The organism is Kocuria sp. KKT182 (assembly GCF_055635395.1).
This window is the reverse complement of the sequence record NZ_CM145757.1, coordinates 2,143,119-2,166,753: the sequence shown is the minus strand read 5'-3', so window position 1 is coordinate 2,166,753 and position 23,635 is coordinate 2,143,119. Positions and strand designations below refer to the sequence as shown.

At 71.2% G+C, this 23,635-nt stretch carries 23 protein-coding genes and 2 pseudogenes; 8 read left to right on the top strand and 17 right to left on the bottom strand.

From position 1 onward, the window contains the following. The first annotated feature begins 17 nt into the window (after positions 1–17). Positions 18–587: a DapH/DapD/GlmU-related protein gene (locus ACZ2G1_RS10070; protein ID WP_470376662.1), complete on the top strand. Its 570-nt coding sequence runs from the start codon at positions 18–20 to the stop codon at positions 585–587. Positions 588–661: 74 nt separating this feature from the next. Here ACZ2G1_RS10070 and ACZ2G1_RS10065 read toward each other — a convergent pair whose 3' ends face one another. Then, positions 662–1,303 (bottom strand): isochorismatase family protein, encoded by a 642-nt coding sequence (locus ACZ2G1_RS10065; protein ID WP_109221872.1) that lies wholly within the window; start codon positions 1,301–1,303, stop codon positions 662–664. A gap of 161 nt (positions 1,304–1,464) precedes the next feature. Here ACZ2G1_RS10065 and ACZ2G1_RS10060 point away from each other — a divergent pair, with 161 nt between their 5' ends. Continuing rightward, the gene (locus tag ACZ2G1_RS10060) at positions 1,465–2,433 is read left to right on the top strand and encodes a GlxA family transcriptional regulator (protein WP_144836373.1); all 969 of its coding nucleotides are present in this window, start codon (positions 1,465–1,467) and stop codon (positions 2,431–2,433) included. A gap of 42 nt (positions 2,434–2,475) precedes the next feature. Here the strand turns inward: ACZ2G1_RS10060 and ACZ2G1_RS10055 are convergent. Beyond that, positions 2,476–3,281, bottom strand: a protein-coding gene (locus ACZ2G1_RS10055; protein ID WP_470376661.1) for an IS5 family transposase whose coding sequence is annotated in 2 segments (ribosomal slippage) — positions 2,476–2,942 and positions 2,942–3,281 — 807 coding nt in all. Because the reading frame shifts where the segments join, the coding sequence is not laid out codon by codon here. A 136-nt stretch (positions 3,282–3,417) separates the two neighbouring features. Here ACZ2G1_RS10055 and ACZ2G1_RS10050 point away from each other — a divergent pair. Further along, positions 3,418–3,984, top strand: a complete 567-nt coding sequence (locus ACZ2G1_RS10050; protein WP_144836374.1) for an LssY C-terminal domain-containing protein — start codon at positions 3,418–3,420, stop codon at positions 3,982–3,984. Here ACZ2G1_RS10050 and ACZ2G1_RS10045 read toward each other — a convergent pair whose 3' ends face one another. The 9 genes from ACZ2G1_RS10045 to ACZ2G1_RS10005 all read right to left on the bottom strand — a co-directional run bounded on the left by ACZ2G1_RS10045 (position 3,985) and on the right by ACZ2G1_RS10005 (position 13,030). Continuing rightward, a complete protein-coding gene (locus ACZ2G1_RS10045) occupies positions 3,985–5,316 on the bottom strand; it encodes a serine hydrolase domain-containing protein (RefSeq protein WP_470376660.1) in 1,332 nt (443 codons plus the stop codon). A gap of 299 nt (positions 5,317–5,615) precedes the next feature. Continuing rightward, positions 5,616–6,797, bottom strand: coding sequence for an SGNH/GDSL hydrolase family protein (locus ACZ2G1_RS10040; RefSeq protein ID WP_470376659.1), 1,182 nt, complete (start codon positions 6,795–6,797; stop codon positions 5,616–5,618). A gap of 37 nt (positions 6,798–6,834) precedes the next feature. After that, on the bottom strand, positions 6,835–7,956 hold the full coding sequence (locus tag ACZ2G1_RS10035) for an alcohol dehydrogenase family protein (RefSeq protein ID WP_470376658.1): 1,122 nt from the start codon (positions 7,954–7,956) through the stop codon (positions 6,835–6,837). Positions 7,957–8,031: 75 nt separating this feature from the next. Then, positions 8,032–8,940 carry an SPFH domain-containing protein gene (locus ACZ2G1_RS10030; RefSeq protein ID WP_470376657.1) on the bottom strand — a complete coding sequence of 303 codons (909 nt, stop codon included), beginning with the start codon at positions 8,938–8,940 and terminating at the stop codon, positions 8,032–8,034. 191 nt (positions 8,941–9,131) lie between these two features. Continuing rightward, positions 9,132–9,389 (bottom strand): DUF202 domain-containing protein, encoded by a 258-nt coding sequence (locus ACZ2G1_RS10025; RefSeq protein WP_470376656.1) that lies wholly within the window; start codon positions 9,387–9,389, stop codon positions 9,132–9,134. Positions 9,390–9,507: 118 nt separating this feature from the next. Continuing rightward, positions 9,508–9,894, bottom strand: coding sequence for a YidH family protein (locus tag ACZ2G1_RS10020; protein ID WP_419966688.1), 387 nt, complete (start codon positions 9,892–9,894; stop codon positions 9,508–9,510). Positions 9,895–9,975: 81 nt separating this feature from the next. Further along, a complete protein-coding gene (locus ACZ2G1_RS10015) occupies positions 9,976–11,193 on the bottom strand; it encodes a cytochrome P450 (protein WP_470376655.1) in 1,218 nt (405 codons plus the stop codon). Between the two features lie 26 nt (positions 11,194–11,219). Further along, positions 11,220–12,230, bottom strand: coding sequence for a PDR/VanB family oxidoreductase (locus ACZ2G1_RS10010; protein WP_017834045.1), 1,011 nt, complete (start codon positions 12,228–12,230; stop codon positions 11,220–11,222). 11 nt (positions 12,231–12,241) lie between these two features. Then, the gene (locus ACZ2G1_RS10005) at positions 12,242–13,030 is read right to left on the bottom strand and encodes a coniferyl-alcohol dehydrogenase (RefSeq protein WP_470376654.1); all 789 of its coding nucleotides are present in this window, start codon (positions 13,028–13,030) and stop codon (positions 12,242–12,244) included. A 231-nt stretch (positions 13,031–13,261) separates the two neighbouring features. Between ACZ2G1_RS10005 and ACZ2G1_RS10000 the strand changes: the two genes are divergently transcribed. After that, positions 13,262–14,638 (top strand): aldehyde dehydrogenase family protein, encoded by a 1,377-nt coding sequence (locus ACZ2G1_RS10000; RefSeq protein WP_470376653.1) that lies wholly within the window; start codon positions 13,262–13,264, stop codon positions 14,636–14,638. Positions 14,639–14,714: 76 nt separating this feature from the next. Here ACZ2G1_RS10000 and ACZ2G1_RS09995 read toward each other — a convergent pair whose 3' ends face one another. Then, complete coding sequence (locus ACZ2G1_RS09995; protein WP_470376652.1) at positions 14,715–16,094, bottom strand: MFS transporter; 1,380 nt, start codon at positions 16,092–16,094, stop codon at positions 14,715–14,717. A 205-nt stretch (positions 16,095–16,299) separates the two neighbouring features. On the opposite strand from ACZ2G1_RS09995, the gene ACZ2G1_RS09990 reads away from it, so the two are divergent. Next, entirely contained in the window at positions 16,300–17,286 is a 987-nt protein-coding gene (locus tag ACZ2G1_RS09990; protein ID WP_470376651.1) for an MBL fold metallo-hydrolase, read from the top strand. A 17-nt stretch (positions 17,287–17,303) separates the two neighbouring features. Here ACZ2G1_RS09990 and ACZ2G1_RS09985 read toward each other — a convergent pair whose 3' ends face one another. Beyond that, complete coding sequence (locus ACZ2G1_RS09985) at positions 17,304–18,062, bottom strand: IclR family transcriptional regulator (protein WP_470376650.1); 759 nt, start codon at positions 18,060–18,062, stop codon at positions 17,304–17,306. Between the two features lie 67 nt (positions 18,063–18,129). Between ACZ2G1_RS09985 and ACZ2G1_RS09980 the strand changes: the two genes are divergently transcribed. Next, positions 18,130–19,005, top strand: coding sequence for a bile acid:sodium symporter family protein (locus ACZ2G1_RS09980; RefSeq protein ID WP_470376649.1), 876 nt, complete (start codon positions 18,130–18,132; stop codon positions 19,003–19,005). 60 nt (positions 19,006–19,065) lie between these two features. Here the strand turns inward: ACZ2G1_RS09980 and ACZ2G1_RS09975 are convergent, their stop codons facing one another. Next, positions 19,066–19,698 carry a dihydrofolate reductase family protein gene (locus ACZ2G1_RS09975; protein WP_470376648.1) on the bottom strand — a complete coding sequence of 211 codons (633 nt, stop codon included), beginning with the start codon at positions 19,696–19,698 and terminating at the stop codon, positions 19,066–19,068. 145 nt (positions 19,699–19,843) lie between these two features. After that, positions 19,844–21,103: an MFS transporter gene (locus ACZ2G1_RS09970; protein ID WP_470376647.1), complete on the bottom strand. Its 1,260-nt coding sequence runs from the start codon at positions 21,101–21,103 to the stop codon at positions 19,844–19,846. A 164-nt stretch (positions 21,104–21,267) separates the two neighbouring features. On the opposite strand from ACZ2G1_RS09970, the gene ACZ2G1_RS09965 reads away from it, so the two are divergent. Together ACZ2G1_RS09965 and ACZ2G1_RS09960 are read left to right on the top strand one after the other, a co-directional pair. Continuing rightward, a complete protein-coding gene (locus ACZ2G1_RS09965) occupies positions 21,268–21,753 on the top strand; it encodes an Lrp/AsnC family transcriptional regulator (protein ID WP_035925279.1) in 486 nt (161 codons plus the stop codon). A 339-nt stretch (positions 21,754–22,092) separates the two neighbouring features. After that, positions 22,093–22,404 carry a hypothetical protein gene (locus ACZ2G1_RS09960; RefSeq protein ID WP_095649927.1) on the top strand — a complete coding sequence of 104 codons (312 nt, stop codon included), beginning with the start codon at positions 22,093–22,095 and terminating at the stop codon, positions 22,402–22,404. A gap of 33 nt (positions 22,405–22,437) precedes the next feature. Here the strand turns inward: ACZ2G1_RS09960 and ACZ2G1_RS09955 are convergent. Continuing rightward, positions 22,438–22,881: pseudogene (locus ACZ2G1_RS09955) on the bottom strand (PP2C family protein-serine/threonine phosphatase); the annotation flags it as partial. A gap of 325 nt (positions 22,882–23,206) precedes the next feature. Further along, positions 23,207–23,617 (bottom strand): annotated as a pseudogene (locus ACZ2G1_RS09950) (GAF domain-containing protein); the annotation flags it as partial. Positions 23,618–23,635 lie beyond the last annotated feature (18 nt).

Below are 23,635 nucleotides of genomic sequence, written 5' to 3'. Positions count from 1 at the left end.
ACTACCGAAAGGACACCATGGAACTGACCGATCTTCTGGAGGCGCTCGACGCCGGGCGCACCATCACGGGGGACTCGCCCCTGCACGAGGTCATGCACCGGGTCAGCCAGGAGGCCCTGCGCATCACCGGGGAGCTCAACGGCGGATACCGGGAACCGGCCCGGGTGCGGGAGCTGCTGGCCCAGCTCACCGGCAGGCCGGTGGACGCATCGGTGACGGTGTTCCCGCCCTTCCACTCCGACTTCGGGAAGAACATCACCCTCGGGAAGCGGGTCTTCATCAACTCCGGGTGCACGTTCCAGGACCAGGGTGGGGTGGTCATCGGCGACGACTGCCTGATCGGGCACAACACGGTGCTGGCCACCCTCAACCACGACCTCGCCCCCAGCCGCCGGGCGGACATGCACCCGGCCCCCATCATGATCGGCCGCAACGTGTGGATCGGGTCCAACGCCACGGTCCTGCCGGGCGTGACGATCGGCGACGACGCCGTCGTGGCGGCGGCGTCGGTGGTGACCAAGGACGTCCCGGAGAGGTCCGTGGTGGTGGGCTCCCCGGCACGGGTCGTGCGCTCCGTGAGCGACTGAACCGCGCCGGGTGGGTGTCCTTCGGTGGACCCCGGCCCGCCCCCCAGCGCGGCTGGGCGGTCACGACATGCCGTCTAGGAGCCGCTGGTGAACGCTTCCGCTCCGTTCATCGCCGAGGCGACGAGGTTGCTGCGGACCGGCGACTCGCCGCCGGCGACCGCCCCGATCCAGGCGTCCGTGGTGGTGACCGCGGCGAAGTTCGACTGCAGCAGCACCATCAGGGTGCGGTGCAGATCCTCGGCCGAGACCTGACCGGCCTCGTTGGCGAGGTGGATCGCGCCGGTGGCGTCGGAGAGGATCTCGGCGGCGAAGCCGAGCCCCTCGGCCTCGACCGCCGTCGCCAGGTCGCAGTTGTTGGTCATGTAGCCGACCACCGTGATCGTGTCGACGTCGCGCTCGCGCAGCCACTCGGCCACGTCGGTGCCGGCGAAGACGCTGCCGTACCCCTTCACGACCTGCTTCCACTGCCGGTTGTCGAGCTGCTCGAGATCAGGGTGGAGCGGATATCCCGCCGAGCCGGGCGCGAAGATGGGTGCGCCCTCGTCCGTCTCGTGCTGGACCATGACGACCGGCATGTCCTGCTCGGCGGCGACCTCGAGGACGCGGCTGATGTTGGCGAGCGACTCCTCGCGGGGCGGGTACTGGATGGACATGGGGCCGTCGAAGTACTCCATCTGGGCGTCGACGACGATCAGGGCGCGGCGGGGAATGGTCACGGGATCTCCTCTGAAGAAAGCGGTGGGCCAGCGGTGGTGCATGGCCTGCAGTCCATGTTCGGATCCGACCGGGTTCCACCGCGACTGGCCCGCGGGCATAATGACGATGAGATCGGGCCATTCTTGCTGCGCAGCGGCCCCGGGGGGAGGAACGAGGTCTGGTGCGGATCGCGATCCATGCGTTCGACGGTGTGACGATGTTCCACCTGGCCGTGCCGCAGCTGGTGTTCGGCGAGGTCACCCGGCTGGGCCTGGCCGAGGGCTGGGACACGGTGCTGTGGAGCACGGGCACGGACATGGTCACGACGGCGGAGGGCTACTCGCTGGGCCGTCTCGCCGGGCCAGAGGCTGCCGAGGACGCCGACCTGGTGGTGATCCCCTCCTGGCCCTATCCGCCGGTGGCCGTCGACGAGCCGCTGCGCGCCGTGCTCACCCGCGCCCATGCGCATGGGTCCGGTGTGGTGGGTCTGTGCATGGGGGCCTTCGCCGTCGCCGAGGCCGGTCTGCTGGGCGGGCGGCCCGCCGTGACCCACTGGGAGGGGATGGACGAACTCGCGTCCCGTCACCCGGAGCTGGCTGTCGAGGACTCGGTGCTCTACATCGACCACGACGACGTCATGACCTCCGCCGGCACGGCCTCCTCCCTGGACGCCTGCCTGCACCTGGTCCGCAAGCACCTGGGTGCCGCGGCCGCCAACCGGGTCGCCCGCAGCCTGGTCGTGGCCCCGCACCGGGAAGGCGGCCAGGCGCAGTACATCCAGCGCCCGGTCGCCCGGCCCGACAGCGGGGATCCCCTGGCCGCCACGCTGGACTGGGCGATGGCCCGGCTGCACGAGCCCCTGTCCATCGACGAGCTCGCCGCCCACGCCCGGATGAGCCGCCGGACCCTGGTGCGCCGCTTCCGCGACACCACCGGCACCACCCCCGCCCGCTGGGTCCTCGCGCGACGCCTCGACGAGGCCCGCAGCCTGCTCGAGACCACGCGCTGGGGTGTCGACCGCATCGCGCTGGCCTGCGGCTTCGGCAGCGCGGTCACCCTCCGGCAGAACTTCGTCTCGGCCTACGCGACCACGCCGTCCGCCTACCGGCGGAGCTTCGCCCTTCGAGAGGCCGGAGGGGAATCCCGCTAGGTGCAGGCTCCGGAGCGTCCGGAGCACCCCTTAGAACTTGTTTCATAATGCGGTGAGGCGTCTGTGGCAGATCAGCGCGCAGGCCAGTTGCAGCAGTCCGAGATGGAGGTCGGCCCGGCGTTCCCACCGAGTCCGGAGTCGCTTGTAGGAGTGCAGCCAGGCGAAGCCGCGCTCCACCACCCAGCGATGCCGGCCCAGCCCGGAACCATGGGCGACGCCTCGACGGGCGATGCGCGGAGTGATCCCGCGGGCGCGCAGCAGCCGCCGGTACTTGTCGTGGTCATAGCCACGGTCCGCGAACAGTTCCCGGGGCTTGCGGCGGGGCCGACCACGCAACCCGCGGATCGGCGGAATCGAGTCGACCAGGGGCAACAGCTGGGTGACGTCGTTGCGGTTGCCGCCGGTGAGGGTGACCTGTAGCGGGATGCCGTTCGCCTCAACGATCAGGTGGTGCTTGGAACCGGGCCGGCCGCGATCGACGGGGCTGGGCCCGATGTGGTCCCCCCTTTGAGGGCCCGCACGTGCGAGCCGTCCACAGCGCACCGGTCTAGGTCCAGTGCCCCGGCCGCGCGCAGCTCAGCCAACAGCACTTCGTGTACCGCCGGCCACACTCCGGCCTCGGTCCAGTCCCTCATGCGCCGCCAGCAGGTCACTCCGGAGACGCCGAGCAGGTCCCGGGGCAGCTGGTTCCAGCCGAGCCCGGTCTTGAGCACGAACACGATCCCGGCCAGAGCTGTCCGGTCATCGGCGGGCTTGCGCCCTGGGTGCTGGTGGCGCCGGGGTGGGCGTGGTGGCAGCAACGGCTCGACTCGCTCCCACAGCGAGTCCGGTACGAGATCCCCCATCATGCCCACCAGGGTCACCGAGGACCCCGTCAGCACTCAAGGGCTACGTCGAACTCATTATGAAATGACCTCTTAGCCTGGGAGCACCACGACCGGCGCCGCGGACGTCCGGTGCGGGAGACGGGGCGGGGAGCACGAGATGGATGCAGGACGTGGGCACCCCGACAGCGACGAGCGGAGCCCGCAGCCCAGGGGCGGTGCCCGGCGGGCCACCGTGGTGCTGTGGGCGCACCGGTTCGGCTTCCTCGTCACCAGCGTGCTGGCCGGCTGGGGCGTCTACCACCTCGTCCTCGAGGAGATCGACGACGACGGGCGTCTGCCCTGGTTGTTCCTGCCCCTCTGGGTGCTGTCGGCCTATGTGCTCCTGCCGCGGTTGAACCGTCTGCTCACCGGCATCTACGTCCCCAGCTACTTCATCGGGCGGGCCCGCACCTCCGACGGCCTGCTGGGGGACCCGGTCAACCTGGCGGTGGTCGGCACCCCCGCGCAGCTGTCCGCCGCGATGGTCGGGGCCGGCTGGACCGCCGCGGACACCGACCGCGAGCGTGATCTCGTCGTCTCGTCCCTGCAGGCCGTCGGCGCCACGGTCCACGTCGTCGAGCAGTACTCCACCGGCTATCACGCCCGCAACGGAGGCGGGGACGCCATCGAGACGGACGGGGACCTGCCCATCATCGACGTCCGCCAGATTCGGTGGAGCGGGTGATCAGCGTTCCGGGTTGGGGGTGAAGGTGTGGCCCAGGACGGTGGAGACCTCGGCGAAGATCCGTGTGGCCGGGGTGGCGCACGGCAGGGTCCTGGGGTCGTCGGCCAGCACCGGGGACTCCGGGCAGTCCCCGGAGGGGATGTCGCTGGTGGCCTGCACGACCACGGTGGTGTCGGTGGTGGTGTCGTAGTAGACGGTGGTGTTGTACCCGGGCTGCGTCCCGGTGTGCCCGACCCAGCCGTCGATGCACCCGAAGCCCAGCCCGTAGCCGGACTCGGGGGGCTGGAACGAGGTGAGGCGCTCTCGCTGGGCCTCCGGCTCCAGCAGTCCGTGCCCGGTGCCCAGGGCCCGGCCGTAGACCAGCAGGTCGTCCATGTCCGAGATCAGGGCCCCGGCGGTGGCTCCCCAGCTTGGGTTCCAGTGCGTGGCGTCGGCCGGCGCCTCCGGCGTCGCGGTGTCGCCCTGGAGCGTGAAGCCCCGCGCGTAGGGTTCCGGCATCTCGGTGGAGTCACCGGGCCAGACGGTCTCGTCGAGTCCCAGCGGGTCGAAGATCTGCTCCTCCAGGACCTCCCCGACCGGCTGGCCGGTGACCTGTTCGACGACGAGGCCCAGCAGGATGTAGTTGGTGTTGGAGTAGTCGAACTGCGCACCGGGGGCGAACAGGGGGGATTCCGAGACGCCGACGGCGACCAGCTCCTCCGGGGTGAAGACCTGCTGCGGATCCGCGAAGAAGCGGTCCGTGAACTGGGTGCTGCGGGTGTAGCTGGCCACCCCGCTGGTCATGTCCGCCAGCCGGCGCAGGGTGATCTGCTCGCCGTTGGGGATGCCGTCGACGTAGTCGGCGATGGGGTCCTCCAGGGAGAGCTCACCCTCCTCGGCCAGCTGCAGGACCAGGGTGGCGGTGAAGGGCTTGGTGACCGATCCGACGCGGGTGTGCACCCCCACCTCCATGGGCTCCCCGGTGGCCGGGTCGGCCACCCCGTAGGCGGCCGTCCAGGTGCCCTCCGGGGAGGAGACCCCCACCACCGCACCGGGGGTGGCGGCCTGCGCGAACGAGGCCCGGGCGGCGGCGTCCAACGTCGTAGCCCGTTCCTCGGGCAGCGGCCCGGACATCTGCGCGGAGGGCTCTCGGGCCACGACGTCGTCGACATCGGTGACACAGGCCTCGGGGTCCGTGGCCGGAGCCGACGGTGCCGCCGCGGCGGCCGGAGTGGCCGCCGGCCCGGCCGGGGAGGGCGGCCCGGCGGTTGCCCCGCCGGTGGTCCCGAGGAGGAGCACCGCCGCCGTGGCGGCGGCGAACGTGTGGCGCGTGGAGCGTACGGGTGCGGACATCTTCGTTTCCTTCTCGATCGGCGCAGGCCGCTTCCGGGGAGGGCCTGCATCCGGAGAACAGTGCTTCTGGCGCGGTCGTCATGGGCGACGATGTCGACCCCTGCGCCGCACTCCACCGCGAAGGCACATCCGACAGCACGTACGGGGCGTGGAATCGATGAGATGACGGGCCGGTCCACGGCCCCGGATCACGCACCGGCCCCGGTGAACGCGTGGGACAGGCGGTGCCCCCAGCGTAGGACGGTCCTCCGGGTCGGCCGGCCGACCTGCCCCGGATCGTTACCCAACCGCCGAAGATGTCACGCCCCTTCGCCGGCCGGCAGCGAGCCGTGGCCGAGCACGAACTCGGCGAAGCGCTCGCCGATCCGCAGGTGCGTGGTCGCGTCGGGGTGGAGGGCGTCGGGCAGGGGGAGCTCCCGGGCGTCGGACTCCCCGTAGAGCTCGCGTCCGTCGAGGTGGAACAGGTGCGGATCGTCGTGCGCCCGCTCCGTCACGATCCGTGCCAGTTCGGCACGGATGACCGTCAGGGTGAGCTTGCCGGCGGCGACCTCGCCGGGGTCGCCGGTCGCCCGGAACCGCAGCTCACCCCGGGCGAGGGCGTCCGGGTCGAAGGCGCCGGGTCCCGGGGTGTTCTCGTGGATCGGGCACAGGAGGGGGGAGATCACCAGCAGCGGGGTGTGGGGATGGCCGTCGCGGATCGTGTCGAGGAAGCCGTGCACTGCGGGGCCTAAGGCCCGCAGCCGCATCAGATCGAGGTTGACCAGGTTGATGCCGAGCTTGACGCTGATCAGCTCGGCCGGGGTGTCCCGGATGGTGCGTGCGGTGAACGGGTCGAGCAGCGCGCTGCCCCCGAAGCCGAGGTTGAGCAGATTGAGGTCGGCCCGCCTCGCGGCGACCGCCGGCCAGGTGCCGGTGGGATGCACCGCGTTCGAGCCGTGGCTGATCGAACTGCCGTGGTGCACCCACACCGGGCGCGGGTCCTTGACCGGCCGGAGGGGGGCGTCGGAGCGGAGCTCGGCCAGTTCCACGGTCTCGTTGTGCGGCAGCCAGAGCTCGACCGTCTTGGGGCCCCGGGGCAGATCGTCGAAGACGACGCCGCCGAGCCCGGCCTGCGTGATCTGCCGGTCGCCGGTGGTCATGTCGATGCTCACCACGGTCGCGGCCTCGAGGCCGGCCTGCCGGGTGCGCCGGCCGTCGACCAGCAGGTCGAAGATGCCCGCCGGGCGCGGTGGTGCGCCCTCGTACCGGAAGCGTGTGGCGCGCCCGCGGAGCTCGACGCGGCTCGCCTCGGTCGCGAAGAGCAGCCGCGCGCCCGAGGGCTGGGACTCGGCCATGGCCAGCTGCGGGTCGCGGGCCTGGTTCCTGGCCCACGCGGGGAGGCGGTGCGGGATCACTCCGTCGTCCGTGTGCTCCAGCTCCACGACGCCGTGGAGGAGCTCGTCGGTGACGGGCGTGGTGCAGTGTCGGTCGGGGATCGGCATGGTCCTCCCAGGGGGTGTCGGGTCCGGCAGCGGTGGTTCAGGGTGCGGGGTCGGGCGGGATCAGGGCGAACTTGCCCACGTGCGTCTTCTCGAGGAACTCCCGTTGGGCGGCCGCGATCTGCTCGAGCGGGAAGACCCTCGCCAGCAGCGGCCGGATCTCTCCGCGCTCGATGTAGGAGACGAGGTCGGGGAACACCTCTTCGTCCCACGCCGTGCAGCCGATCAGGGTGAGGTCCTTCCTGTAGAGGGTGCGCATGTCGAGTGCGACCAGGGGGCCGCCGATGGCCCCGGAGGAGACGTACGTCCCGCCCCTCCTGAGGAGGTCCAGCACGGCCGGGAAGCCGGGGCCGGCGACGTTGTCGATCACGACGTCGACGCTGTCCGCGCCCAGCACGTTCCGCGGGTCGTCCCGTCCGATGACCTCGTCGGCGCCGAGGGCGCGGACCTGGTCCCGTTTGGCGTCGCCGGCCATGCCGACGACGTGGGCTCCGCGTCGCTTGGCGAGCTGCACCACGGCCGATCCGACGCCGCCGGAGGCGCCGGTCACCAGGACCCGTGCCCCCGTGGTGATGCCGGCGCGGCGGACCATGTTCTCCGCCGTCCCGTAGGCGCACGGGATGGTCGCCAGCTCCGCGTCGCTCCAGTCGCAGTCCACCGGGAAGACCTCGTGCGCCGGGACGGCGACGAACTGCGCAAAGGCTCCGTCGACGTCGGAGCCCAGCCAGGTCGTGTCCCAGGAGGAGAAACCCTTGGTGCGCATGCAGGCGCGGATCAGCACCCGTGCCCCGAGGGCGGACTCGTCGCCCCCACGACCGACGGCCGCGATCTGCCCGCAGCAGTCCGCGCCCTGGATCAGCGGGAACGGGGTTGCCGCGTTCCAGCCCCCGTCCGGTCTCGTCGAGGCGTCTCCGACGACGTCCTCGGACACATCGTTCGTTCCCGCCGTCACCGACGACGAGTACCAACCGAGCCTGGTGTTGATCTCGGTGTTGTTCATGCCGGCCGCCAGGACGCGAACCAGCACCTCACCCTCGCCCGGCTCGGGGATGGGCACTCGGGAGAGCACGAGACGGTCGTAGCCGCCGACACCGGTGGTGACGACCGCCATCATGGTCCCGCCGGCGACGCGTGTCCGGGGAAGGGGTGGAGTCGTGGTCATCCCTCATCCTGGATCACGGTCGGTGCTGATGCCAACGGGCTGACGGTCGCGGTGTGCGGGCGGGCCGAGGCCGCGCTACCGGTTCGTGTTCACGAGGACGTCCGCGGCGTCTCCACCGAAGCAGTTCCAGGTGGCCGGCAGAGGCCCGTTCTCCTCGACGTTCCAGTTGTTCGTGATGGTCAGGCACTCGAGGACCAGGTTCTCCGCCGTGACGTTCTTGTTGCGTTCCCGGTCCGCCTCGGCATCGATCCTGGCCTGCTCGAGACGGGACTGGGCGCGGTCCACGTTCGCCTCGGCCTCCACGACCCGGTTCAGCGCGTCCTGGGCGGTCTGGTCGAGCGCCGCCGGCGGCAGCGCCACGGAATCCAGTTGCACGCCGTAGGGGGACAGGCGTTCGGTCAGGGCCTTCTCCACTGCCTCGCGCACCTCTTCCACCTTGCCCTCGGCGCGGGCCTCCGCGGGGGTGTAGGACGCCAGGACGGTCGCGACCGCCTCCCTGGCTGCCGGCTGGACGAGCATGCCGTCGACGTTCTCGAACTGCCGGTACCGGGACCACAGCTCCTGGGCCTGTTCTCCCGTGATGGTCCACTGCACGGTCATGTGCTGGGTTCCGGAGCCGCCGCCGGCGAAGGCGATCGGGGCGTCCATCTCCGAGCGCTGCAACTGGGTGGAGAAGGTCTCCACCTCGGCCCAGGGCGCCTTGATCTGCCATCCCGCCTGCAGCGTCCGGGAGTACTTGCCGAGGCTGGTCTCGATCCCCACTTCACGTGCGCCCACTCGGGCGAGAGTCGTCCCGGCCGTGACGAGCAGCAGGAGCACCAGGGCGCTGACGGCGGTGAGTCCGGCCGCCTTCCTCGTGGCGCTGGCGTGGACGTGCTCGCCGCTCGCGTCCTTCCGGACGGTCTCCTTCGGGGACATCATCCAGCCGACGATCGAGATCACGGTGACAAAGGCCAGGACGATGGCCGTGACGATGTAGAACATGGCTTCCTGCTCTCCACTCCTCGGAGTTCTGGCGTCCCACCGCCCTCGGCGCGGCAGTTCACTGGTGTGAACGATCCCATGCCGCGACATCGTGGAGGCCGCAGACCCCGGGTGTCGCAGCACCGCTCTTTGGGGGACCGGGGGCGCAGTCGTCCGAGTCGTCGGCCGGTCCGCCCCGGCCCCGAGAGGGATCAGGCGAGCACGACGACGACGTGGATGCCCAGGGAACCGAGAACGACGGTGGCCGCAGCGAGGCCGAGCACCCCGTGGACGTCGGCGGCGACGCGTTCGGCGGTGATCCCGCTGGAGCTGCGGGTGTAGCGGGCCCGTTGGGTCAGGCAGATCGCCGTGCCGGTGACGACGGTGACGGCGAGGAGCGCCAGGACGAACGGCCCGTGGTGGGAGATCCAGCGCAGGCAGACGGCGGCGGCGGTGATCAGTGCCAGCACCGTGCGTCCCCAGGCCAGCGCGGTCCGTTCGGGCTGCAGACCAGGGTCGTCATGCGCCGGAGGCGGTGTCCGGGTTCCCGGAGGTCGTCGGGAGGAGCGGTTCATCGGGCGGCCTCGGTCAGGTCTGCAGGACGAACACGACCAGGGCCCCGGAGGCGATGGCTCCGCCGATGCCCAGCAGGGGGGTGATCAGCGGCAGCGGCAGTGGCGCCTTGCGCCGCAGGCTGCGTTCCACACCCACCCAGCGCCAGGCGGCGCCGCCGCTGATGAGCACCCCGAGCAGCAGCAGGACCACGGCCAGGAAGGTGCGCACCGGCTCGGGGAAGAGATCCTCGGTGAAGGCTTCCACCGCGATGCCGCCGGCCAGGAACGCCAGGGAGGTGCGGATCCAGGCCAGGAAGGTGCGTTCGTTGGCCAGGGTGAACCGCGGATCCGGTTCCGTCCCACCGCCCAGCACGCGCGCCGAGAGGCGGTTGCGGTCCGGTGCGGGCATGGACTCATCCATGGATCGCCTCCCTGACGGTCCCGGGGCACCGTGCCGCACGCGACGTGCACACCGGTGGGGTCGAGGCGGTGCTCCGGAGCATCAGTTCGTTCGGCTCAGTGGTGTCAGGCGCAGGGGCATGCGGGCGAAGCCGCGCAGCACGTTGTGGATCCACGGGCTCGGCTCGCCGGTGAGCTCGATCCGGTCCACGCGCCTGGCCAGCGCCTGCAGGACGAGCTCGATCTCGATCCGGGCGATGGGCTGCCCCACGCACTGGTGCAGGCCCATGCCGAAGGCCACGTGACCGGAGGCGCTGCGGTCGAGGTCGAAGACGTCGGCGTTCCCGCCCCACTTGCGGGGGTCCCGGTTGGCCGCGCCCATGAACAGCAGGATCTTCGAGTCCGCGGGGATCCGGACGCCTCCGATCTCGGTGTCGACCGTGGAGGTGCGGTGGAACATCTGGAACGGCGACTCGACGCGCAGCGCTTCGTCGACCGCGAACTTGGCCAGCTTCGGGTCGGCCTTGAGCTTCTCCCACTGCTCGGGGTGCCGAGCGAGGCTGTAGAGCGTGTTCCCGATGCCGAAGATCGTGGTGTCCACCCCCGCGGAGAGCAGGGCGCGCACCAGCAGGGTGGCCTGTTCAGGGGCGATGCGCCCCTCCTCGGCGACCTTCCAGATGTCGGCGCCCAGGCCGGTGATCGACAGGTTCTCACGGGCGCAGCTGTCCATGATCCACGCGGCGACTTTCTCGCCCTCGGTGAAGGCCTCGGCCCGGATCTCGTTGTCGGCGCCGAAGGCGTTGAAGGCCATCGCACCGTAGGGGAGCAGGTTTTCCCGGCCTCCCGGGCGCAGGCCCACCGCGTCGGGGAACACCTTCAGGGGGTAGGGCTCGGCGATGTCCTTGATGGCGTCGACGTCCCCCTGGGCCACCACCCGCTCGGCCAGTTCCTCCGCGAAGGGGGCGAACTGCTCCCGCAGCCGGCGCATGGTGGACGGGGAGATGACCCCGGCCAGGCCCCGGCGCATCACGGTGTGCGTGGGCGGGTCGGACTCCAGGATCGAGGGCGGGCGCCACTCGGGTTCCTTGCGGATGTCCTTGGGGCCGAGGCCACCGCTGGAGCAGTAGGACTCGAAGTCGGTGAGGATCTCGTAGACCCACTCGTAGCGGGTCACGGCGTAGCAGCCGTGCTTCTCCAGCCACACCACGGGTCCGGCTTCCCGGAGCTTCTCGTGCAACGGGTAGGGATTCGAGATGTTCTCGACGGAGAAGGGATCGTCGGGCAAGGACACGGCCTCAGGCCTCGTGGCGGTGACAGTCATGGTGACTCCTGTGCTGGGTCGGTGGTTCAGAGTTCCAGGGTGAGCTTGCGGCACCCGGCCGCGGCGCGGGAGACGCAGATCATCATGGCGTCGCCCGAGTGCTTCTCCTCCTCGTTGAGGATGGCGTCCCGGTGCTCGACCTCCCCTGCCACCACGCGGGTCTCGCACGTGCCGCACACTCCCGCGCGGCAGGAGGAGAGCACACGCACTCCGTGCTCCTCCACCACGTCCAGGATGGTGCGGTCCGGGGGGACGGTGACGGTGGTGCCCGTATCGGTCAGCTCCACCTCGAAGGGCTCGGCGCTCGCCCCGGCGTCGAGGTTGGCCGCGACGAAGCGCTCCAGGTGCAGCGCACCGGGGGGCCAGCCCATGCAGTAGTCCTCGATCACGCGCAGCAACGGTTCGGGTCCGCACGCGTAGACCAGCATCTTCGCCCGAGGCAGGGCCAGCAGACCCTCGAGATCGATGCGCCCCACCTCGTCCTCCGGGTAGAGGAGGACGCGGTCCCCGTAGGCGGCCACGAGCTCGTCCGCGAAGGCCATCGAGGCCCGGCTGCGTCCGCCGTAGGCCAGGCGCCACTCGCGGCCGGCGGCTTCCGCGGCCTCGATCATCGGCAGGATCGGAGTGATGCCGATGCCGCCGGCCACGAACAGGTACTTCCGGGAGTCGACGTAGGGGAAGTTGTTGCGGGGCCCGTTGATGTGGACCGTGTCGCCCTCGGCCAGGCTCTCGTGCACGTAGGCGGAACCACCACGGGAATCGCGGGTGCGCAGCACCGACACCTGGATCCGGCTGCGGTCGGCCAGGGGCGAGCACAGGGAGTACTGGCGCATGTGGTGGGGCAGGATCAGATCGATGTGCGAGCCCGGCTCCCACTGCGGGAAGTCGGAACCGTCGGGCATGCGCAGGGTCACCCGGCGAACGCCCTCGGCCACGGTCTCGAGCCGGTCGACGAGGACTTCCTCGACCTCGTGCCGGTAGCCGTTCGTGGTCTGGTTCCCGACGGCGGGGGTGGGAACGGTGTTCACGGTGGTCATGGTCCCTCCACTCAGGCGGTCACGGACAAGGATGCGGCCACAGCGCGGTGAGCGCTCAGGCCGCCGTCGACGCACACGTCGGTGCCGTTGATCCAGGCGGCCTCCGGGCTGACGAGGAAGCCGATGGCCTGTGCGATGTCGTCCGGCTGCCCTGCGCGGCCCAGCAGGGCGACGGCGCCCTCGACCTTGTCGCGGCCGTGGTCCGTCTTGAAGTCCTCGAGGATGGGGGTCTGGACGGGGCCGGGGCTGACCGAGACGACGCGCGCCCTCCCCAGGGAGGAGGCGGCGGCCTCCAGGCTCAACCAGCGGACACACTCCTTCGAGAACCGGTAGGAGTTCCCCGTGACCTCAGGATCCGCACCGGCCAGGTCCAGGGCCGTCTCCCGGTTCTCGACGGAGGTGAACGCGACGATCTGCTCGCGGCGCTCGGTCCAGCCACTGGCCACGTTGGAGGCCAGGTTGACGACCACGCCGCCCCGGACGAGCTTGGACAGCAGAGCCCGGGTCAGATCCCGGACGCCGAAGACGTTGACGGACAGCACCAGACGCCAGGGGGCTGTGCCGGGAACGCCGGCGATGTTGAGCAGCCCGTCGATTCCCTCCGGGATCCGTCCGGCGGCCGCGGCCACACCCTCGGCCGTGGAGAGGTCCGCCTGGACGAAGGCCCCCGGGAACTCCGCGGGCGTGTTGCGGTCCACGCCGATCACCTCCGCGCCGGCATCGCGCAGGAGAGCTGCGGTGGCAGCACCGATGCCGGAGGCGGCACCGGTGACGACGAATGTCTGTCCGTCGAGGGTCATGGACGTGGTCCTTCCAGAAGAGTGGCCCCTGCACGCTCGAATGGATCCTCCGCGTGCGGTTCGGCTGGTTCGACTCCACTATGTGGCCTGGCGCACTCCCGGTTCATCTCTCCTTTTCACTGGGTGGAAGATGGCGTGGGTCCGGTCACATGGGAGCTCGAAGCTGGGAACAGGGGAAGTCCGCCCACCGGTCGGTGGGCACTTCCGGAACATGAGCGACAAGGAGATCCGGTGCCTGCCACCTACGAAGTCATCGACCCGGCCACGCTGGACCCGGTCGGAGAAGTTCCGTTGCACCAACCAGAGGACGTCGAGCGGGCGATTGCCGCCGCGGCCGCGGTCGCCCGCCACTGGGCCGCGGACCGTGAAGCCCGCCGGACGGCGCTGCGCCAGGCCTCCGAGGCGGTGCTGGCCGAGGCCGAGGGCCTCGGCCGGATCCTGTCGCTGGAGCAGGGCAAGGTCTGGGCCGAGGCCACCCAGGAGTTCACGGTCGCGGCCGGGCTGCTGCGCCACTACGCCGACCTCGACTGGGACCTGGTCGAGACGCTGCCCGCCCGCGGCGACCGCTCCGTCCAGGTCCAGTACGCCCCCGTGGGACTGGTGGGCGCCATCACGCCCTGGAACTTCCCGATCTCCCTGCTGGCGGTGAAGCTGGCCCCGGCGCTGGTGGCCGGGTGCACCGTGATCGCCAAGCCGTCCCCGTCCACCCCGATGTCCACCCGTGCGCTGGCCGAGGTGCTCAACCGGTTCCTGCCCGAGAACGTGCTGCAGGTCGTCACCGGCCGCGGTGTCCTCGCCAAGGCGCTGTCCGAGATGCCGGACGTGCGGAAGATCTCGTTCACCGGGTCCACGGAGATCGGGGCTGCCATCATGGCCCAGGCCGCACCGACCGTGAAGAAGGTGACGCTGGAGCTGGGCGGCAACGATCCGGCGATCGTGCTGCCGGATGCGGACCTCGAGTTCACGGCCGCCCGGATCGCCGGCTCCGCCTTCCGCAACGCCGGCCAGGTGTGCATGGCGGTCAAGCGGGTCTACGTCCCGCGTGACCGGTCGGCGGCGCTGACGGAGGCCCTGGTGGAAGCCGTCTCCGCGCTGCGGATCGGCCACGGCGTGGCCGAGGGCACCACCATGGGGCCGATGCACACCAGCGGACAGCAGCAGCTGGTGAAGGACTACGTGGCGCGGGCCGTGGCCGAGGGCGGGCGCATCGCCCACGGCGGGGAGCACGGCACGGACCTGCCGGGACACTTCCTGGAGCCGACCGTCGTCGCCGACGCTCCGCACCACACGGATCTGGTGGCGTGCGAGCAGTTCGGTGCGGCGTTGCCGGTCGTGGCCTATGACGACCTGGACGCCACCGTGGAGGAGCTCAACGCCCAGGAGTTCGGCCTGGGCGCCTCGGTCTGGTCCCCGGACCTGGAACGGGCCCACGAGGTGGCTGCCCGGCTGGAGGTCGGCACGGCGTGGATCAACCAGCACACCGTCGTGGAGCTGGACGCCCCGTTCGGAGGGTGGAAGGGCTCCGGGCTGGGTCGTGAGCGCGGCCGGTGGGGGCTGGGGGAGTACCTGGAGCTCCGCACCGTCAACGCCCGCCCGCACACCGGCTGACGCCGGCGGCACGGACGGCGAAGGGGCCCCGCACCGGGAACGGTACGGGGCCCCTTCGTCTGCCCGGACGAGCCGCTCAGGCCTCGATGCCCAGGCGGAGTCGCTGCTTCTGCTGGTTGACGAACGCCAGGGCGAGCACGCCGAAGGCCACCAGCAGGATGGCGGTGACCTGGAAGGCCAGCCGGTACCCGTCGGCCGGTGTGGCGGCTCCGCCGATCAGGAAGCCGCCGACGGCCGGGGCGAACACGCCGCCGGTGGTGAGCACGGCGTTGGCCACGTTGAGGTGCCCACCGCGCTGGGAGATCGTGGTCAGCTCGCCCACGATGAGGTAGGTGATGGCGAACATGGCCGGGGCGGTGCTGAACCCGATGCTCATCAGGGCCACCCCGAGGACCGGCGATGAGACGAACGTGGAGGCCAGCAGGGCGGTGCCGGCACCGGCCCCGGCCAGGCCCAGGGTCCACCCGCGCGAACGCCGGCTGGGCACGCCCCGCTGATCCATCCGCTGGATCAGGATGCTCAGACCGATCGTGGCGATGACGCCCCACGCCGCAGGCAGGGCGATGAGGGAGCCGGCCTGCTGCCCGCTGAAGCCCATGACGTTCTGGAAGTACGCCGGGCCCCAGGACATGGCCAGCGTGAAGGTCCAGTAGGCGAAGAACGATGCCATGACGGCGAAGATCCAGGTCGGGTTCATGATGCTGCGGAAGAAGGGGACCTTCTCCTCGTTGACCCGAGAGGCCCCGGGGGCGGAGACGGCGATCTCGGTGCCCTCGATCTCGCGCTCGGCCGCCAGAGAGGTGTAAGGCCCTTCCTTGCCGAGGACCATCCAGGCCGCGCACCACTGCACCCCGACCACGGCCAGGACGACGAACGCCGTGCGCCATCCGTGCTGGGCGATGACCCAGGCGAGCACCGGGGCGAAGGCCACGATGCCCAGCGTCACTCCGGAGGAAGCCACCGCGGCCGGGGTCGCCCCCTTCTTCGAGGGGAACCACTTGTAGACCGCGTGCATGAGCACCGGGGCGAGCGGGCCCTCACCGGCGCCCAGCGCCAGCCGGGACACCCACAGTGCCGGCAGGGTGGCGAAGACCACGACCGGCATCACCGACAGCGACCAGATCAGGCACAGCACCAGCAGGATGGTCTTCGCCCGGAACTTGTTGGCCAGCGGGGCCGCCACCAGCTGTGCCAGCCCGAAGGTGAGGAACATGGCACTGGCGACCAGCCCGAACTGTTCCGGGGTGATGTCCAGCTCCTCCATCAACGGCACCGCGGCCAGGCCCAGAACGGCCTTGTCGGCCCAGCTGAGCATCATGAGGAACAGCAGCAGGAAGGTCAGCATCCAGGCGTAGCGGGAGCGCTTCCTGCTGCTCCAGTGGTGCGGGTCCTTGGGGTCGATGCCCGATCCCGGCGGAACAGGCTGAGCGGATTGGGGTACGGCTGTGGTGGTCATGGCGGTGGGCTCCCGTCGTGCACCCTCGAAAGAGTGCGGGCCGTGGTGAAGTGTCTCAGCGAATCTAGGAGCCTGTGAACTGGAGCACATAGGACGTTTTCCGGCCAGTGAAAATCACGCGTTCTCCCGACCGGGAGGCGCGGGCAGAGTAGGAGCACTTCACCCGCCTGCCCGTGCAGGCCGCGCCCGATCGGAAGGCCCTCCCATGACTGACCGCGTTGCCCTCGACGCCCCCCTCGACCAGGCCCGCGGGCTGCACGTGGTCACGCTCGGGACCGCCGCCGGCCCCGCGATCCGCTCCGAGTGTCCTGGGATCGCGACCGCCATCGTCGTCGACGGCCGGTTCTACCTCGTGGACTTCGGTCTCGGAGTCACCCGGGCCGCCCATGCGGCGGGTCTGCGCGGGGAGAACCTGAAGGCCTGCTTCGTGACCCACCTGCACTCGGACCACGTGGCCGAGATCCCCGCCTTCCTGCTGTGGAACTGGGGCCGGCCGGTGCAGGGCTTCACCGAACCGGTGCAGCTCCTGGGTCCCGGCCCGGCCGACCCCCGCGCCGGAGGGGTCGGCGTCGCGGGTCTGGTGGAGCACGTGCTGCGGGCCTACTCCTACGACATCGACGTCCGGATCGTCGACGAGGGGCGTCCGCCTCTGTACGACCTCGTGCAGGTCGAGGAGATCGGGCTGCCGGCCTCCGCGGCGGGGGCCGACGGGGAGCACACCCCCCGGATGGACCCGTTCCTGGTCTACGAGGACGAGGTCGTGCGGGTGAGCGCCATTCTCGTGGAGCACCCGCCGATCTTCCCGGCCTTCGCCTTCCGCTTCGACACCGCCTACGGATCGGTGGTGGTCTCGGGGGACACGACGGAGTGCCTCAACACGTCCACCCTGGCCGGCGGGGCGGACCTGCTGGTGCACGAGGCCGTCAACCTCGACTTCTACCGGGCACGGGATTTTGGACCGGAGTTCCTCAACCACCAGGAGATCTCGCACACCACTCCCGCCGGGGTGGGCCGAGTCGCTGCCCGGGCCGGGGTTGCCAGGGTCGTGCTGTCCCATCTGGCCGGTGTCGCCACCGACGCGGAGTGGACCGCCGGTGTCGCAGCCGAGTACGCCGGACCGGTCAGCGTGGCACGTCCCGGTGAGGTCTACGCCGTCGTTCCCGCGGAAGCCCCCGCAGGCAGTCACGCCTGACCCGGCGAGCGGGAAGGTCAGGCGGGGACTCCTAGTGAACGGGTGATCGCCGCGGAGGCCACCTGCAGCGCCGGAACGATGCGCTGAGAGTCCTTGATCCTCGCCAGGGTGACGATGCCCAGAGCGGCGATCACCTCGCCTTCGACGTCCCGGATCGGCACCGCGAGCCCGTGCGCGCCGAGGGAGTGCTCCCCGTCGGTCGTGGCATACCCGCGTCCCCGCACCGCGGCCATCTCCTGCTCCAGCCGAGGCATGTCCACGATGCTGCGCGAGGTCTCCCGCACGAGCGCCTGGGTGCAGGTCTCCCACAGCTCGGCGGGCCCGTAGGCCAGCAGCACTTTCCCGCCGGCGCTGGTGTGCAACGGCAGCTTGTCGCCGGGGCGGGCGATCGGGGAGCCGACATGAGTGCCCGCGATCCGATCCAGCAGCAGCGCCTCCGTCCCGTCCAGCACGAAGAGGTTGACCACCTGGCGCGTGGCGAAGAGGACATCCTGCATGTAGGGAGCCGCCACCTGACGGAGCCCTCGTTGGATCGGGGCGAGCATCCCCAGCTTGGCCAGGCGGGGACCCACCGTGTACGTGCCGTCCGGCTGACGGCTCACCGCCCCCCACCCCGACAGCTCCTTCAGGAGCCGGTGGCAGGTGGCCACCGGAATCCCGCTGCGCCGGGAGATCTGGGACAGGCTCTGTCTGGTGTGTGTGGGATCGAAGGACCCCATGACCTCCAGGACCCGGGAAGCAACGGAACGCCCCGGGGTGGTCGCGTTGCCGGCCATGATCTCCTCTTCCACTGGGTGGAAATCTGAAAATACTCCACTGCGGTTCCTCCGCACAATGAGCGGTATGGACCTGCAGACCGTCACCGACGCCGTGGCCGCCGTGGCGGTCCCGCTCTTCGCGGTCACCAGCATGGTCGCCGTGGGTCTGGGGCACACGGTCCGGCAGTTCCTCACACCCCTCCGAGATGCTCGTCTGGTGCTGGCGGGGCTGGCGGCCAACTTCGTGATCGCTCCGGCCGTGGCCTTCGCCGTCATCACGGTCTTCGGCATCCCGCAGGAGGCCCGCATCGGTCTGATGGTCCTGGCCTGCGCCGCGGGGGCGCCCTTCGTGCTCAAACTGTCGAAGCTCGCGCGTGCGGACATGGCCGTGTCCTCGTCGTTGCTGGCGGTCATGCTGCTGGCCACCATCGGGTACATGCCCGTCGCGCTGCCCGTGCTGCTCCCCGGAGTCGAGGTCGCTCCTGGAGCCATCGCCGCAGTGCTGCTGCTGACCATGTTCCTGCCCCTGGTCGGGGCGGTGCTGCTGCGCCAGTTCACCCCGACGGCTGCGGGCCTGGCCCAGCGACCCGTCGGGCGGTTGAGCCTCGTCGCCATGGTCGTGATGCTGGCCAACCAGTTCCTCGCCGACCACCGCGAGCTGGCCGGGCTGGTCGGCACCGGAACCATCGCGGCGATCCTGGCGTTCATCGCCCTGAACTTCGGCCTCGGATGGATCCTGGGAGCGTGGAGGGCAGGAACCGGGGTCGTACTGGGCATCTCGGCGTCCCAGCGCAACATGGGCGCTGCCACCGTGGTGGTGGTCGCCAACTTCGAGGACTCCCTGGCCGTGCCCACGGTGGTGCTCGCCGGCTTCCTCGCCCTGATCGTGCTCATCCCCGTGGCCCGATGGCTCGGGCACGGCCCCGACCCGCAGATCGGCAGGGCACTCCCCGCTCACTGATCCATCGGTCCGCCCTGGTCAACACGCCGGTCATCAACACGCTGGGCCGACCGGGGCGGTTCAGGCGCTCGTCCGGGTGAAGGTCACGTGGGTGACTCCACGGGGCGAGGAGGTGGCCTCGACCCGGTAGTCCGCCTCCAGGCCCTCGAGCCCCTCCCACAGGCGCACGCCGCGGCCCAGCAGGATCGGAACCACCACCACGTGCAGGTGGTCGACGAGCCCGGCAGCCAGGAAGTCGCGGACCGTGGTGGGGCCCCCGCCGATGCGCACGTCCTGGCCGTCGGCGGCCGTGCGCGCCGTCTCGAGCGCCTCTGCGGGCGAGGCGTCGATGAAGTGGAACACGGTGCCGCCCTCCATCTCGATCGAGGGGCGCGGGGAATGGGTGAGGACGAAGACGGGCGTGTGGAACGGCGGGTTGGGGCCCCACCAGCCCTCCCACCCGGCGTCCTCGTGCCACCCGGGAGGACCGAACTTCCCCGCCCCCATGATCTCGGCGCCGATCCCCACACCGTGCAGCTGGGCGAAGGCGTCGTCCACGCCACCGCTGCCGCCGGGATCCCACCATCGGGTGGCGATCATCCATTCGTGCAGCCTCTGTCCGGCGTGCCCGAAGGGGGCGTCCTGGCTCAGACCTTCACCGGTGCCGAAGCCGTCGAGGGAGATGGAGAAGTTGTGGACGCGGGCCCGTGACATGGCTGGTGCTCCTTCGCACTCGGCGACTCCGTCGTCCCCCGATGATGACTGCTCGGCGCATCCGAGGAAAGAGCCGCCTGCGGCCGCCGCCGGGAATCATCGCCTGACGGCGGTCCCCGCGTGCTGTCCCTCGTGCCCCGACCGGTCAGGCCCGCTGTCCGCGCCGCGGGCCGCGACCGACCCGGAACCGGACGGTCCCCGCCAGCAGCAGGCATGCGCCGGCCAGGGTGCCCGCGAACCAGTGGACGGACGAGGGGACGCCCACGGCGCCGGCCAGGACCCCGAGGCCCAGGACCGGCACGGCACTGCCCAGATAGGTCACGACGTAGACCGCGCTGACCACCCGGGCGTTGTCGGCGGCCGGAACGGCCACGGACAGCTCGTTGAACGCCGTGCGGAACGCGACGCCCTGGCACGCCCCGGCGAACAGAGCGGCGAGAAGCAGCAGCGGCAGGCTGGACAGCGCGCCCGCCACCCCGATCAGCGCCGTGCCCAGGGCCATCCCCACCAGGGCCCCGGGCAGGGCCCGGACGCGGGGGCGTCCCACCAGCTGCGCCGCGGCGGACCCGATGAGCACGAGGGCCGCCAGCGCCCCGATCCCGGCCGGGGAGCTCACCCCGAGCGTTCGCGCGAAGTAGCCCGGAGCCAGCGAGAGACTGAAGCCGAAGAGCGCAAAGCTGAGGAAACCGACCGCGGCCGCCTGCTGGAACCGCGTGCGGACCCCGGGCGGCAGGCAGAGACGGCGCGGCCGCAGGGCCTTGAAGGCCGCCGATCCCGGGGCCGGGGCGATGGCCGGCCGGGCGTGCAGCGTCCACAGCGGCACCAGGACGGCGATCAGCATGGTGCAGTGGACGGCGAAGGGAGTCGTCGTCGGGTGGGGCAGCTGCCCCAGGGCCCCGCCCAGGAGGGGGCCCGCCGCCACTCCGCCCGCCGACGCCAGGAGGGTGAAGCGGCCGGCCCACTCCGGGCGGTGGGGCAGGAGCTCCCGGAGCGCCGCGCTGCTGGCGCCGGTCACCATCGCGACGGCTGCGCCCTGCAGGACCCGACCGGTCACGAGACCGGCGAGACCCCCGGCGGTCGCGAAGACGATCTCACCGGCCAGTCCCACGAGGACCGACAGCACCAGGGCAGTGCGCCGCCCGATGTGGTCCGACCAGTGCCCGTAGAGGACGAGCCCGGCGATGAGGGCCAGGACGTAGGAGGAGAACGCCACCGTCACCGCGAAGGGGCCGAGCCCCAGGCGCTCCTGCAGCGCGGGGTACAGCGGGGTGGCCAGGTTGGCGCCCACCAGCAGCAGTGCCGTCGTGGACATGGTCAGCACCAGGCGGGAGCGCGATCCCGCGTTCCATCCCCGGCCTGCGTCGCCGGCGCCGGAGCGCATGGTCAGCTCGTTGAACACGGTCATCGCGGGCCTTCCGGTGGGATCGGCGATTGCGGGCTGTGCCGTGGGCGGCCGGCGCAGAGTGCTCACGCAGTCTGCCGGAGACTGAGTCCGGCACCACCGAGATGCTTGCGGAACTGATCACGCTGATCAAAAATTCGAGGCGGACCACTGACAGGGAGACCACCGTGACCACACTGGACGCCGTCGACATCGGGCTGCTGCTGCACCTCCTGCGGTACCCCCGGGCACAGATCGGGGAGGTGGCGGCCGCACTCGGGGTCGCCCGCAACACCGTGGTCTCGCGGATGCGCCGGCTCGAGCGCCGGGAGGTGCTGCGCTCCGGCGGTCGAGACGTCGACCTGGCCTCCGTGGGCTTCGACGTCCTGGCGTTCCTCACCCTCGAGGTCACCCACCGGGAGCTCGACGCCGTCGTCACCGCCCTGCGCGGCATCGACAACGTCCTGGAGGTGCACGAGATCTCGGGGCGCGGGGACGTCTGGTGCCGGGTGGCGGCGCGGGAGACCCGTGATCTGCACGCCGTCCTGCGTTCGATCCTGCGGATCCGGGGAGTCCTCCGCGCCGAGACGTCCCTGGCCCTCAGCGAGCAGATCCCCTACCGCGTCCAGCCCCTCCTGCGAACGCTGACGAAGGGCGACTCCACGTCAGCGTGAGGGCCGCTCCCCGGCGCGCTCTCGCGCTTCGCGCGCCCTGATGCGTCGACATATTTCGCCGGGCGGTTCCGGTCCGTGGTCCGGGTCGCTAGTCTCAGGTCCACCTGCGGGCAGAGGCGAATCCCCCACCAGCGCGCCGTCTGCGACCCCCGGACTCCTCGGCGTCCACCGGCGCGCCCGGTTCCATCGGGCAGCCGGGATCCGCGGGCCCCGCGACGGTCCTGGGGGTCCGGGAAGCGGGGCACTCCACCGGAAGCGTCACGCCCCGCGGGGACGGACACCGACCGGGCACAGCACGACACCACCGAGCACACCACTACGACGAAGTAGGGAAGCGCGATGACCACCACGACCAGCATCCACTCCGGGGCGACACCGCCCGCACAGCCGGCACCGCAGACGATCGGTACCGGCGTCCGAGGATTCCAGGTCCTGCCCCGGGAGCAGACCCGGCCCGGCGCCGCACCGGCCGGAAGCGCCGGGCGACCCCCCGGCCGCGGGAGTTCCGAGTGGGAACGCCCCGAGGACGACGAGGAGGTCATCACCGCGGTGCTGGCCGCCGTCAGCCACCGCTCCTCCCGGGAACGCCCCGAGGACGACGAGGTGGTCCTCACCTACACGAGCGAACCCGCCTGCCGGCACGTGGGGTGAGCCCTCGGACCGGGCGCAGCGACCGGTGGGTGCTCAGGCGGTGCGCCGGAGCGCGAGGACCGTCGTGTCGTCATCGGCGCCGGAGGTGCCGGCGTAGTCGCTGCACAGCATCACGAGCTCTTCGGCGGTGCCGGCCAGCGTGTTGAGGGCTGCGGCGGTCGCGACGGCCGCCTCGAGGTCGTCGAAGAAGTCCAGGTAGCCGTCGGAGACCACCAGCAGGGTCTGCCCTGGCAGCAGCGTGGTGGTGTGCACGTCCCAGATCCACTCGGCCACGACCCCCAGGGGCGGACCCGAGGAGATCAGCCGGCGGTGGGCGCCGTCCGGGGACAGGATCAGCGCCAGGCCGTGGCCGGCGTCGATGTAGCTCATCTCCCCGGTCCCGGTGTGCACCCGGGCGATGAAGGCGGTGATGAACGCCCCCGCCTCCTCCAGCAGCGGGGTCAGCGCCCCGGCCGCGCGCTTCATGGCCTCCGCAGGGGGGGGGGTTGTACTGGAACGTCCCGCGCAGCACGGCGCGCGCGGAGGCGGACAGCAGGGCCGCGGGGATGCCCTTGCCCATCACGTCGGTGACCATCGCCTGCACCTCGTCGCCCAGGACCATCCAGTCGTAGAAGTCCCCGCCGATGGACCGCGCCGGCAGGCACCGGCCGGCGGCCTCGACCGCGGGGGTGACCAGCCCGGTGCGGGGCATGAGCATCTGCTGGATCTGTTCGGCCCGGTCCAGCTCCATCTGGGCCGCGAGCTCGCGCTCCACCCACCCGGCCATCTCCGCGAGGATGCGCCGCTCCCGCTCGTCCAGCTCGCGCGGGACGCTGTCGACCAGGCACAGGGACCCGACCGGCTCACCGCCGGGGGCGTGCAGCGGGTGGCCGGCGTAGAAGCGCACCGGGTCGTCCCCGGTGACGAACGAACTGCCGGTGAAGCGCTGCTCGGTCATCGCGTCGGCGACGATCAGCGGGGCGTCCCGGTCGACGGTGCGCGCGCACAGCGAGTCGGTGCGGGTGGCGTGGACGAGTCCGTCCAGTCCCGCCTCGGCCTTGGTGAACTGCCGGTCGGCGTCGATGAGGTTCACGGCCGCGGCCTTCACCCCGAAGACGTCCTGGGCGAGGCGCACCACACGGTCGTAGCGCTCCTCCCGGGGGGTGTCCAGGATCTTCAGGGCGTGCAGGGCATCGACCCGGGCGGCCTCCGTGCGGGCCGTGTGCGTTTGCATTCCACCAGGCTATCGGGG

Bases quoted from the DNA above. Each gene is read 5' to 3' on its own strand.
- ACZ2G1_RS09990 (WP_470376651.1), top strand. From the start codon at position 16,300: ATGACTGACCGCGTTGCCCTCGACGCCCCCCTCGACCAGGCCCGCGGG.
- ACZ2G1_RS09975 (WP_470376648.1), bottom strand. From the start codon at position 19,698: ATGTCACGGGCCCGCGTCCACAACTTCTCCATCTCCCTCGACGGCTTC.
- ACZ2G1_RS09960 (WP_095649927.1), top strand. From the start codon at position 22,093: ATGACCACCACGACCAGCATCCACTCCGGGGCGACACCGCCCGCACAG.
- ACZ2G1_RS10050 (WP_144836374.1), top strand. From the start codon at position 3,418: ATGGATGCAGGACGTGGGCACCCCGACAGCGACGAGCGGAGCCCGCAG.
- ACZ2G1_RS10045 (WP_470376660.1), bottom strand. From the start codon at position 5,316: ATGTCCGCACCCGTACGCTCCACGCGCCACACGTTCGCCGCCGCCACG.
- ACZ2G1_RS10005 (WP_470376654.1), bottom strand. From the start codon at position 13,030: ATGACCCTCGACGGACAGACATTCGTCGTCACCGGTGCCGCCTCCGGC.
- ACZ2G1_RS10030 (WP_470376657.1), bottom strand. From the start codon at position 8,940: ATGTTCTACATCGTCACGGCCATCGTCCTGGCCTTTGTCACCGTGATC.
- ACZ2G1_RS10035 (WP_470376658.1), bottom strand. From the start codon at position 7,956: ATGACCACGACTCCACCCCTTCCCCGGACACGCGTCGCCGGCGGGACC.
- ACZ2G1_RS10040 (WP_470376659.1), bottom strand. From the start codon at position 6,797: ATGCCGATCCCCGACCGACACTGCACCACGCCCGTCACCGACGAGCTC.
- ACZ2G1_RS09970 (WP_470376647.1), bottom strand. From the start codon at position 21,103: ATGACCGTGTTCAACGAGCTGACCATGCGCTCCGGCGCCGGCGACGCA.
- ACZ2G1_RS10015 (WP_470376655.1), bottom strand. From the start codon at position 11,193: ATGACTGTCACCGCCACGAGGCCTGAGGCCGTGTCCTTGCCCGACGAT.
- ACZ2G1_RS10020 (WP_419966688.1), bottom strand. From the start codon at position 9,894: ATGGATGAGTCCATGCCCGCACCGGACCGCAACCGCCTCTCGGCGCGC.
- ACZ2G1_RS10070 (WP_470376662.1), top strand. From the start codon at position 18: ATGGAACTGACCGATCTTCTGGAGGCGCTCGACGCCGGGCGCACCATC.
- ACZ2G1_RS10010 (WP_017834045.1), bottom strand. From the start codon at position 12,230: ATGACCACCGTGAACACCGTTCCCACCCCCGCCGTCGGGAACCAGACC.
- ACZ2G1_RS09995 (WP_470376652.1), bottom strand. From the start codon at position 16,094: ATGACCACCACAGCCGTACCCCAATCCGCTCAGCCTGTTCCGCCGGGA.
- ACZ2G1_RS09985 (WP_470376650.1), bottom strand. From the start codon at position 18,062: ATGGCCGGCAACGCGACCACCCCGGGGCGTTCCGTTGCTTCCCGGGTC.
- ACZ2G1_RS09980 (WP_470376649.1), top strand. From the start codon at position 18,130: ATGGACCTGCAGACCGTCACCGACGCCGTGGCCGCCGTGGCGGTCCCG.